An 11,049-nucleotide genomic window follows, 5' to 3' on the forward strand; every position below is an offset into this window, starting at 1 on the left:
CTTACAGCTTGTCCGCTTTGGACAATTTCAGGTTGAGCAGTGCGAGTGCGCCGACGATCAGGAAGATGGCGGTGGCGATGGCACTGGCCAGACCGTAGTCCTGACCACCCGAGCCCTGGAACGCAATCCGGTAGGTATAGTTCACCAGCAGATCCGTGGTCCCGGCCGGGGTACTGGCGCCGATGATGTCCGGCGCCCCGTTGGTCAACAACTGGATAAGCACGAAGTTGTTGAAGTTGAAGGCAAAGGATGCGATCAGCAGCGGGGTCAGCGGCTTCATCAACAGCGGTACCGTGATCTTGAAGAAGTTCTGCACCGGACCCGCGCCGTCCATGGCGGACGCCTCATAGAGATCTTCCGGGATGGCCTTGAGCAGCCCCATGCAGAGGATCATCATGTAGGGGTAACCAAGCCAGGTGTTGACGATGAGGATCATCATCTTGGCCAGGAAGGGGGTGGTATACCAGTCCGGCTTGATGCCGAATGCCGCTTCCAGGAACAGGTTGATCTCACCGAAGTTCTGGTTGAACAAGCCCTTGAACACCAGGATGGAGATGAACGCCGGTATGGCATAGGGCAGGATCAGCATGACCCGGTAGAAACCGCGGCCCCTGACCTGATCCCACTGCACCAGGCAGGCCATCACGGTGCCGATGGCAAGGGTGAAGAACACGGAGCAGGCGGAGAAGATCACGGTCCAGACGAAGATCTGCATGAAGGGACCCTGGATACCCGGGTCTGTCATGATCCGCACAAAGTTCTTCCAACCCACGCTCACCACGAAGCCGGGGGCCATGCCCTTGCCAACGAACTCGCCGTTGGCATCGATGTACTGGTAGAAGCCGGTGTCACCATTGGGCAGCATCAGCTCGCCGCTCTGGTTGTCGCGCAGCAGGTTGCTGTCCTTGATCACCACGCCGGACGGCAGCACGGCGCCATCAACCAGCTGGGTGTAGAGCGGTTTTTGCGCCGCAAACTTGCGCAGGCTGCTCATGGTCAGGTGGACATTGCCTTCCGGCAGCACCAGATCCAGCGCATTGAGATGAGTACGATGATCGACGATGGCGCGAATGGGTGCCGCCTGGCCGATGGATTCCCCGTTCAGGGGTTGCAACTGGACAACCTGCGCCTCGTTATGGATCCTGCCCTCACGGACGGCCAGGGTACGCGCCTTGTTGTTCAGCAGAGTAAGGGGCTGGCTGATGTAGGCGTGATCATCCTGTTGCAGCAACAGCTGGAACTGATTGTTCTCACCGCCCAGCAGAGTGAAATCGAATTCACCGCCCGCCACCTTGTAAATCTTTTTAAGATGGAATTCCCGCGCCTGCTCGAGAGAGAGCAAGTTGGATCCCGAGTAGTTGGTGAAGGCGATGCCGATCGTGTAGGCAAGAGGGAAGATGATGAACACAACCATGCCAGCCACACCGGGGAAAATATAGCGGTGGGCATAGGTCTTCTTGTTCATGAAGACATACAGACCGACGGAGACCACCACCAGGTCGAGCAGCGCGAACACCCACTCACCGCTGGCGTACATCATCACGGCAGCATAGCCGTTGAGGATGGCGACCAGGGCAGCGAGGGTCCACTTAAGCCAGGTGTGCTTATCCTTCGGACCGGCATAGGATTCGATAGAAGGTACTACTTCCATGCCAATTAACCTTTATTACGCCAAGAGAAATTTGAGAGAGTGGGAGGCCAAAAAGGCCTCCCGGGTAGTGCATGCTTACTGAACGATACGCTTGGCAGCAGTATCCAGGGCTTCGTCAACGCTCTGACGGCCGGAGGTGACGTTCTTGAGGGCTGTTTCGAAGGAAGACCAGAAACGGCTCATCTCAGGCACGGACGGCATCGGCTCGCCATTCTGGGCGTTTTGCATGGTGGCCTTGATGTTGGCGTCGGATTCCAGGGTCTTCTGGAAGGACTTCAACGCCACGGCGCCCAGCGGTTTGTCGGCATTCACCGGAGCCAGACCGGCATCGGTCAGCAGGTAGTTCTCGAGGAACTCGACCGCCAGATCCTTGTTCGGGCTGGCGGCGTTGATGGTCGCGCCCAGCACGCCAACGAAGGCCTTGGCCGGCTTGCCATTCAGGGTCGGCAGCGGGGCTACACCGTACTTGATGCCGCTCTTGTCCAGGTTGCTCCAGGCCCAGGGACCGTTGATCATCATGGCCACTTCGCCCTTGTTGAACTTGGCATCCATGACACCGTAGTCGATGCCCTTCTCCAGGTGACCGGACTTGATCATCTCGGAGATGTAGCCGACACCGGCCTTGGCACCCGCGTTGGCCACGCCGGTGTCTTTCACGTCATAACCGGTAGCGGTCTTCTTGAAGGCATAACCACCGTTGGCAGCCACCAGCGGGTAGCTGAAGTAAGGGGTGTCATAAGCCCACATGATGGCGCGCTTGCCGTTCTTCTTCAGGGTCTCGTCAATCTTGGCGATCTCTTCGAAGGTTTTCGGCGGCTCAGGCAGCAGATCCTTGTTGTAAATCAGGCTCACGGCTTCTACCGCAACCGGGTAGCCGTAGGTCTTGCCATCGACAGTCATGGCATCCCAGGCGAACTGCTCAAACTTGGCCTTGGTGGCGGCGTTCGGAGCAACCGGCACCAGCAGGCCGGCCTTGACCCACTCACCGTAACGGTCGTGAGCCCAGAGGAAGATGTCCGGACCATTGCCGGTAGCGGCGGCTTGCTGGAATTTCACTTCGACCTGATCCGGGTGAGCGACGGTCACCTTGATGCCGGTCTCGGCTTCAAATTTCTTGCCTACTTCGGCCAGGCCGTTGTAGCCCTTGTCACCGTTGATCCAGATGGTCAGCTGGCCTTCATCAATGGCGGCGGTGGCTGAACAAGCCACACCCAGGGTAGCCAGACCGATCAGGGATGACAGCAATTTCTTTTTCATGAGCCTTTCCTTGTATGAGTTCCGCGCTGTAAGAGCATTGTGTGCGAGATGAATATTATCCCAAGCCGTCAATGCCTCACATGACATGCCTCGCATTTTTGAAATGCAATTACGTATTTTCTTCCAGAAAGTTCTGAAAACATTTTCTTATTTCAGCGACTTATCGGGAATTATTGCCATATTTTTGGCTGAATATGGAAAAATAATTACCAAACAGAAATAAAATTACACCAATGAAAGGGCTTTCACTCCACTGAAAACCCTTTCACATCCATTATTCTGTTCAATGTGTTAACAAAGTACCTAGCAGGTTTCGATGCGCTCCATCTCCATAAATAAAAAGACACCGGGGCTAACCCTGGTGTCTTTTTGCTAAAACTGAAGGCTGGATCACATTATGACTGGCGCAACAGTTGGTCCTTGAGATTGGGCGGCACGCCCCTGATGGTCAGGGTATCGGTCTGCGGATCGTAAAACACGCGGCTGTTCAACAACTTCTGCTCGAAGCTCAGAGTCAGGCCACCGCCAGAGCCGACGAACTTGGTCAGGCCGCGCAGGGTGGATCTGTCCGCCGGGAAGCGATCCTCGAGCTCATATTCCTGGCCGATGAAACTGTAGAAGTCGAGATCGCCCTCCCCCGGCAATTCCGCCGACAGCTCCTTTATTTCAATTTCCTCGCCGGCACTGGCCTGCTCGGTGCAATATTTGAAGACCTGTTTCTTGTAATCATTGCGCTCGGCGGGCTCGAGTTGACGACTCTCGCAATAATCATCCACCGCCTGCAACAGCCCCTTATTCTGCACCTTGGCATCCATGCCCTCACGGGCGCCCAGATAATCCATGAAGAAATCCCCCAGCTTGCGACCGACCCGTCCCTTGCTGAAGGTGATATAACGGCGGGAATCAGGCTGGGTTTTCCACTCGGTCAGGTCGATGCGCGCCACCAGATTGAGTTTGCCGATATCCAGATACTGGATATGGCGCAGCTCCAGCGCCTCGCTGACGGTGACGCTCTCCTTGCCCTCCAGCAGGGCGATCATCAGATAATCGACGCCGACAAAGTTGTATTTGGCAAACAGCAGCACTCCCTGCTCATCCAGAGCGTGTTCCACCAGGTTCTTGACCAGCAGCTGGGTCATGTTGACCGAGAAGGGGACGAAGTCGGTCTGCTCGCCAAGCAGTTGCTCGAGGGCGATGCGAAACGCGGGGGAAGGCTGTTTCGGGGCCTCCTCGCCGTCGGCAAGTTCGGCGACGGCCGCCTCGGGGTCGGCAAAGAAACCAAACCCCTTGCCACCCTTGCCGTTGTAGATGCGATGCAGCTCCGCCATCAGCCCTTGTACCGCCTCGTCGGCAGGCAGGATCTGGCTGCGGGTGTCGGCGTGGGGTTGACCATCGTGGCCAGGCCGCAGGGAGTGAAGAATGATCTTGTCGATATCGAGACTCATGTCACAAAGCCATAGTGTTAGCCGAAAGGGTGAAGTATTATAAGGCGCTTTGAACCGAGATGAACCCAAGATTATGCCCATCGTATCAAAGTACAATAACGAGCAGTTTGACGCCCTGATGAACGATCTGATCACCGCCCTCGAGAAACACAAGGCGCCGGTGGATCTCAGCCTGATGGTGCTTGGCAATCTGACCACCAATATCATCAACGGTATGGCCCCGGCCCAGCGTCAGGCGATCACCGAGAAGTACATCCAGGCGCTCACCGCCTCGGTGGATCATCGCCACGATGCTCACTGAGTTTCTTCGCATTCTTTGATGTTTTTCAAGCAGATGGATCACTATGGTCGAAACCGGCAACCCCTATCGTGATAATGTTTCTCGCCTGATCACCTGGGGGCATTGGTTCTCCTTCTTCAACATCATTCTGGCCATGCTGATCGCGACCCGATATCTGGGCTCCATCAGCTGGCCATCGACCACGCTCGGCATCACCTATCTCATCATCAGCTGGATAGGTCATTTCTCGTTCCTGAGCTTCGTCACCTACCTGCTGACCATCTTCCCCCTGAGCTTCGTGCTGCCCAGGGAGAGGTCGCTGCGCTTCATCTCGGCCCTCATCGCCACCCTGGCCCAGGTGCTGCTGCTCATCGACACCCAGGTATTCCAGCTGTTCAAGTTCCACCTGAACGGTCAGGTATGGCAGTTGCTGCTGGATCAGGCCCAGACCGAGGAGGGCTCGATCTGGAGCATCATCTTCGTGGCGGTGCCGACCATCTTCCTGCTGCAGTTGCTGCTGTCGGCCTATGTGTGGCGCAAGATCAACAAGCGCAAGCGCCGCCAGTACGGTAACCAGGTCGGGCTGGCCCTGCTGGTCTGCTTCGTCCTGACGCACCTGGTCAACAGCTGGGCCGATGCAACCCTGTATCAGCCCATCACCATGCAGCGTGCCAACTTCCCGCTCTCCTACCCCATGACCGCCAGAAGCTTCCTAGCCAAGCATGGCTGGCTGGATCTGGAGCAGTATGAGAAACGGGCCGAGGATCAGGGCAGCGCCGAGAACCGGCTGCTCTATCCGCTGCGTCCGCTGAGCGTGAGCGCGCCTTCCGAGCACAAGAACCTGCTGGTGGTGGTGGTCGACTCCCTGCGCGCCGACATGCTCAACAACATCAACATGCCCAATCTGCAGCGTTACGCGGACAGCCATCTCAATTTCCAGAACCACATGAGTGGCGGCAATGACGATGTGATGGGGATGTTCAGCCTGTTCTACGGGTTGCCTGGCCACTATTATGGCGACATCCGCACCGACAAGCGCCCACCCGTGCTGTTCGACGAGATGCTGCGCCAGGACTACCAGTTCGGCCTGTTTGGGGCACTGGAAGACGCCCAGCAATACCAGCAGAGTCTGCTCGCCGGCCTGCGCAAGCAGGTGTTCGTCTCCCAGCAGACCGACGACAGCCTGCTGATCGAGGACTGGCAAGGCTGGCTCGGCAAACGCTCGGCGGACAGACCCTGGTTCTCCCTGGTCTACCTGTCGAGTCCGGGAGATTATCAGGTGCCCCGCCAATGTGAAGGGTCCCTTCCAACCGGAGCTGACCCGCTTCAACCCGGCCACCGCCTACCAGCCGGAGAACCTGCAGAAGCTGGAGAATCGCTACAAGAACACCGTGTTCTATACCGATCAGCTGCTGGAACAGATGCTGACCCGACTGCAGCAGCAGGGACTGAGCGAGCAGACCATCGTCGTCATCACCTCCAATCACGGCCAGGAGTTTAACGAAACCCAGAGCAACAGTTGGGGCTATGGCAGCAACTACTCCCCCTATCAGGTGCAGGTGCCGCTGGTGCTCGCCTGGCCGGATGTCGAGAACAAGCCGCAGCCGCAGGCGAGCAGCCACCTGGATCTGGTGCCGACCCTGATGAAGGGCATGCTGGGAGTGCGCAACCCACCCCGCGATTACAGCATCGGCCGCAGCCTGTTTGACGACAGCCCCCGCGGCTGGTTGCTGGCGGGGGATCAGAACGACTTCGCCATCTATCAGGGCAACACCATCACCCACTTCAACAAGCAGGGTGACTTTGAACTGCTGGATCGCGAGAGCTATCGCCCCATCAAGCACGGCACCCCGGACATGGGGGCCATGATCCAGGTGATGAACGAGCTCAACCGCTTCTATCGCGCCCCATAACGGCTTTGTTCAAGCCCTTGAAGCCCGCCTCCCAGGCGGGCTTTTTATTGTCTCAAGACTCCCTCTGCCGCCGAGAAAATGCCCTCGTCATCGCCTCCCCTTCCTCCTGCGCAGCCCTCAGGATCCGCAAACACATCCCTTCCGCTAATGATGCATCAATCAAAAAAGTCAGTCTGATCAAGATCATAAAAACAAAATGATAATGATTATCAATCGTTGAACTGAAAGGATTCATCTGCAATAATCCGCGCCCTTCAGGCTTAAATAATAATCATTATCAACAATGAAAAGACTACTGCACTACTGGCCCATGCTGCTGTCCGGCACAGCCTTGGCCGCCAGCGATCCGGCCAGGATCGACTCAACCGAGATGAACCCCGAGCTCAAGGCGCGCGAGACCATAGTGGTCAAGGGCCAGCGCATAGAGCAGAAGTTGTCCGACGTGTCGGGCTCCATCACCGTCATCACCGAGGAGGATCTGGAGCGTCAGGTCGCCACCGAACTCACCGACGTGTTCAAGAATGAGCCCGGCGTCTCGGTGACCGGCTCCGCAGGCCGGCCGCAGAACGTCATCATTCGTGGCATGGGCGGCAACCGGGTGTTGATCATCAAGGACGGGGTCAGGGTCAGCGACGGCTTCGGCGCCGACGACCTCAACGACAAGGTGGGCCGCTTCAGCTTCGACCTCGATGACGTCAAGCAGATCGAGGTCGCCAAGGGCGCCGGCTCCTCCCTCCATGGCTCAGACGCCATCGGCGGTACCATCGTCATCAGCACCAAGCAACCGGAAGACTACCTGCAGGGTCAGGATGCCTATCTGAGCAGCAAGATCCTGCACGATGGCAGCAGCGACAAGCAGAAGCTGAGCGCGACCGGCGCCGCCAGGGTGTGGGACACCGAGCACCTGCTGCGCGTCTCCGGCTGGCAGGGGCACGAGACCGCCAACTACGACGAGAGCCGCATCCCGGCCGATCTCGACGGTCTCAGCGCCTCCACCAGCTCCCGTTTCGACTTGAATGAACACCACCTGCTGCGCCTCGAACTCGACTACTTCGAGGACAACGCCCAGCGGGATCAGGGGCCGCGCGAAGTGCCCCAGCCCGACGGCAAGTGGCAGGTGCGCCAGTACCGCGAGGATGCATCGCAAAAGACCCAGGGCGGCAAGCTGAGCTGGGAGGCGCGCAGCCTCGACGCCCTGCTGGCGGACGGCTTTACCTGGAGCCTCTATGGCAGCCACGCCAAGAACACCGCCAACAAGCGCAACCTGCTGCAAAACGACCTGTTGAGCGGCTATCCCCGTTATCGCAGCGAACGCGAGCTCGCCACCTTCACCGAGGACAGAGCCGGCACCGAGCTGGATGTACGCCGTGATCTGACCACCGGCGACATAGCCCACAAGTTGAGCTACGGCGTCGAGCTGGAGCGCACCACCCACGAGCGGCCGGTGGAAAAACTGAGTCTCGAGGCCGCCGTGCCCCAGCCCCAGCAGTCCGCCCCCTTCAGCCGGGCCCGCACCGACCGCGCCGGCGTCTGGCTGAGCGATGTGGCAACCCTGGGTCAGTGGCAATTCACTCCCACCCTTCGCATGGATCACCAGTGGCTGCAGCCGCTCGATGGCAGCAACGGCGAGAACCACAGCTGGCACATCTCCCCGAGCCTATCCGCCAGTTACCGCTTCGACGAGCAGTGGCGCAGCTGGCTCAGCTATGCCAACGGTTTCCGTGCCCCCTCCTATGACAAGGTGTACGGCAACATCCCCCACTACTTTGCCCTGCCACCGTTCGAGATCATCGCCAATACCGAGCTGCAGGAAGAGACCAGCCACAGCTTCGAGTGGGGGCTCAGCGGCGAGGGGGAGAACTGGAGCATCAAACCGGCCCTGTTCTACAACCGCTACTACAACTTCATCGACTGGCGCGAAGTCGGGCTGCGGCTGCGAGACGGCGTCATCCTGCGCCAATACCGCAACGTGGCCAAGGCCGAGACCTGGGGGGCGGAAATCGCCGCCAGCTACTGGCTGACCCAGGAATGGGAAGTCGCCACCAAGCTTGGCTGGGTCGATGGGGAAGACAGCCAGGGCGAGGCGCTACGCACCCTGACCCCGCTCGAGGGCAACACCCGCCTGAGCTACCAGGCCAACGACTGGAGCTTCGGGGTGCAGGCGGATTACGCCGCCGCCATGAACCGGGTGCCCACCTGCGGCAACAGCCTGACCAGCAGCCAGGACGACTGCCTCACCAGCGCCGGCTGGTTCAGCATGGCCCTGACTGCCGACTGGCTGGTCACCGATGCCCTCAAGGTCAACCTCAAGCTCGATAACCTGTTCGACACCCGCTACACCCGCTATCAGGATGTGGCCGGGCTGGAAGCCGGTACCGATGCCTCCCTCTTCACCCAGAGCGGCCGCACCCTGAGTGCCAGCCTGCGCTACACCTTCGTGGGGATCTGATGCACGCTCTTCTTATCCTGGCCAGTCTGCTGGCCACCCCGGCGCCCTCCCCTCTGCCTGAGGGGACACCAGCGACGGCGCCCCTCATCCCCGAACGCCCACTGGTGTACAAGGGGGACATCGCCCGCTTCGATCCCTATGGCGGCTGGCGCGACGACAGCCGCAGCACCCCCGCGCTGCTGACCCTGCTGCGCGAGCAGAATCGCTGGACCGAGCAGCAGCTCGCCGGCCAGCAGCCTCTGGCAGACAAGCTGCAAGCCGAGTGGCAGAGCCGGGAGCGCGGCGACCCCATGCCAGAGGAGTGGCTGACTCAGGCGGGCAGCCAGTGGCGCATGACGGCAGATGGCAGCCTGTGGCAGCGCAGCGATGAGCGGGCCCAGCCCCGCCAGCGGCTGGCTCCCCGCCAACCGGCATCTGGCTACTACGAGCTGGCTGGCTGGTCCCTGCACCCCGACGGACGCCTGCTCGCCCTGGCCGAAGACAGCCGGGGCGATCGGGACTATCGCATCAGCCTGCTGGATCTGGAGAGCGGCGACACCATCGCGACCCTGCAACATCGAGCCAGCGATCTGCTCTGGAGTCTGGATGGCAAGACGCTCTACACCCTCGCCAACGAGCGCCGCACCCTGCGTCCCTGGCAGCTGTGGGCCTGGCAAGCGGGCAAAGAAAGGCTGCTGTATCAGGAGGTTGACGACGCCTGGCTGCTCGGCCTCTATCGCACCACGGACAAGCGCCATCTGATCCTGCAGAGCAACAACCACGACAGCGCCGAGCAATATCTGCTGGATGACGGGCAAGCCGCCCTCGTCAAGGCTCGCCAGCCCGGGATCGAGTACTACCTGGATACCCTGGGCGATCGGGTGCTGATCAAGAGCAACCAGGATGGAGAGCTCGGCCTCTACCAGGCGACCAGCCTGGCCGAAGCGGGCCGTCAGCCCTGGCAGCCGCTCTGGTCGGGGCAGGATCGCAGCCTCGAGAAGTGGCGCCTGTTTGCCGATCACACCGTGCTGCAATACCGCAAGGAGGGGGACGACTGGCTCGATGTGCTGGACGCCGAAGGCAGGCTGGCGCACAGCCTGCCGCTCACCGAGGGGGCGGGCACGGCCTGGATCCAGGGCGCCCAGGATCCCGCGAGCAAGCGCGTCCTCATCCGCCGTCAGGGCATGGCCGAGGCCCCGCATCAGCGCTGGCTGGATCTGGACTCGGGCGCCTGGCTCACCGGCGACCAGCCGGCCCAGGCCTCTCCCTACCAGAGCGAGCGGCGCTGGGTGCAGAGCAAGGACGGGGTACGGGTGCCGGTCTCCCTGGTCTGGCGCAAGGACATCACCCAACCCAAGGCGCTGCTGCTCTATGGCTATGGCGCCTACGGCACCCCCATGCGCCCCTACTACCAGTCCCAGGTGCTGAGCCTGCTGGATCGCGGCTTCGTCTACGCCATTGCCCACGTGCGCGGTGGCGGCATGCTGGGAGAGGCCTGGTATCTGGACGGCCGCGGCCAGCGCAAGCAGCACAGCGTGGATGACTTCCTGGCGGTGGCCGACACCCTGGCCCGGGATCCCGCCATCGATCCCGCCCGGCTGTTTGCCATGGGCGGCAGCGCCGGCGGGCTGCTGGTGGCGGCGGCCCTCAATCAGGCGCCGACTCGCTTCGCCGGCGCCGTGCTGCAGGTGCCCTTCGTCGACATGCTCGGCACCATGATGGATCCCGAGCTGCCGCTCACCCGTCAGGAGTACGCGGAGTGGGGCAACCCGGCCAACACCGCCGATTATGCTGCCATGCGCCGACTCAGCCCCTATGACAACCTGCACGCAGCCCCCTACCCGCCACTTTATGTGACGGCAGGACTCCATGACAGTCAGGTCCCCTACTGGGAGCCGCTCAAATGGATGGCCCGCCTGCGGGCCCACAGCACAGGCAAGGGCCCTTATCTGCTTCGGACCGAGCTCGACGGCGGCCACCTCGCCAATCCTCGTACGGCGCAGCTGCGCGCAGCGCAGGAATATGCCTTCCTGCTCACCCTTGCCGGGGTCAACCACTGATGCCACCTCTCACTC

General features: G+C 60.5%; 6 protein-coding genes and 1 pseudogene. 4 read left to right on the forward strand and 3 right to left on the reverse strand.

All coding sequences use genetic code 11. From position 1 onward, the window contains the following. Nucleotide 1: 1 nt before the first annotated feature. The 3 genes from malF to yejK all read right to left on the reverse strand — a co-directional run bounded on the left by malF (nt 2) and on the right by yejK (nt 4,353). The gene (gene malF, locus ACZ9IL_RS10060; RefSeq protein ID WP_476003389.1) at nt 2-1,651 is read right to left on the reverse strand and encodes a maltose ABC transporter permease MalF; all 1,650 of its coding nucleotides are present in this window, start codon (nt 1,649-1,651) and stop codon (nt 2-4) included. A 75-nt stretch (nt 1,652-1,726) separates the two neighbouring features. Beyond that, nucleotides 1,727-2,908: a maltose/maltodextrin ABC transporter substrate-binding protein MalE gene (gene malE / locus ACZ9IL_RS10065; RefSeq protein WP_476003390.1), complete on the reverse strand. Its 1,182-nt coding sequence runs from the start codon at nt 2,906-2,908 to the stop codon at nt 1,727-1,729. A gap of 395 nt (nt 2,909-3,303) precedes the next feature. After that, nucleotides 3,304-4,353, reverse strand: a complete 1,050-nt coding sequence (gene yejK, locus ACZ9IL_RS10070; protein ID WP_476003391.1) for a nucleoid-associated protein YejK — start codon at nt 4,351-4,353, stop codon at nt 3,304-3,306. A 73-nt stretch (nt 4,354-4,426) separates the two neighbouring features. Here yejK and ACZ9IL_RS10075 point away from each other — a divergent pair, with 73 nt between their 5' ends. The 4 genes and pseudogenes from ACZ9IL_RS10075 (at nt 4,427) to ACZ9IL_RS10090 (ending at nt 11,034) form a co-directional block, all read left to right on the forward strand. Then, nucleotides 4,427-4,654: a YejL family protein gene (locus ACZ9IL_RS10075; protein ID WP_011705556.1), complete on the forward strand. Its 228-nt coding sequence runs from the start codon at nt 4,427-4,429 to the stop codon at nt 4,652-4,654. A 43-nt stretch (nt 4,655-4,697) separates the two neighbouring features. After that, nucleotides 4,698-6,546 (forward strand): annotated as a pseudogene (locus ACZ9IL_RS10080) (DUF3413 domain-containing protein). A 283-nt stretch (nt 6,547-6,829) separates the two neighbouring features. Further along, a complete protein-coding gene (locus ACZ9IL_RS10085) occupies nt 6,830-8,995 on the forward strand; it encodes a TonB-dependent hemoglobin/transferrin/lactoferrin family receptor (RefSeq protein WP_476003392.1) in 2,166 nt (721 codons plus the stop codon). Then, nucleotides 8,995-11,034 (forward strand): prolyl oligopeptidase family serine peptidase, encoded by a 2,040-nt coding sequence (locus ACZ9IL_RS10090; protein WP_476003393.1) that lies wholly within the window; start codon nt 8,995-8,997, stop codon nt 11,032-11,034. Before ACZ9IL_RS10085 ends, ACZ9IL_RS10090 begins: the two co-directional genes overlap by 1 nt. Nucleotides 11,035-11,049: the final 15 nt, after the last annotated feature.

The organism is Aeromonas sp. TECH754 (assembly GCF_056279295.1).

Coding starts and splice junctions, on each gene's coding strand:
- malF (WP_476003389.1), bottom strand. CDS start 1,651: ATGGAAGTAGTACCTTCTATCGAATCCTATGCCGGTCCGAAGGATAAG.
- malE (WP_476003390.1), bottom strand. CDS start 2,908: ATGAAAAAGAAATTGCTGTCATCCCTGATCGGTCTGGCTACCCTGGGT.
- yejK (WP_476003391.1), bottom strand. CDS start 4,353: ATGAGTCTCGATATCGACAAGATCATTCTTCACTCCCTGCGGCCTGGC.
- ACZ9IL_RS10075 (WP_011705556.1), top strand. CDS start 4,427: ATGCCCATCGTATCAAAGTACAATAACGAGCAGTTTGACGCCCTGATG.
- ACZ9IL_RS10085 (WP_476003392.1), top strand. CDS start 6,830: ATGAAAAGACTACTGCACTACTGGCCCATGCTGCTGTCCGGCACAGCC.
- ACZ9IL_RS10090 (WP_476003393.1), top strand. CDS start 8,995: ATGCACGCTCTTCTTATCCTGGCCAGTCTGCTGGCCACCCCGGCGCCC.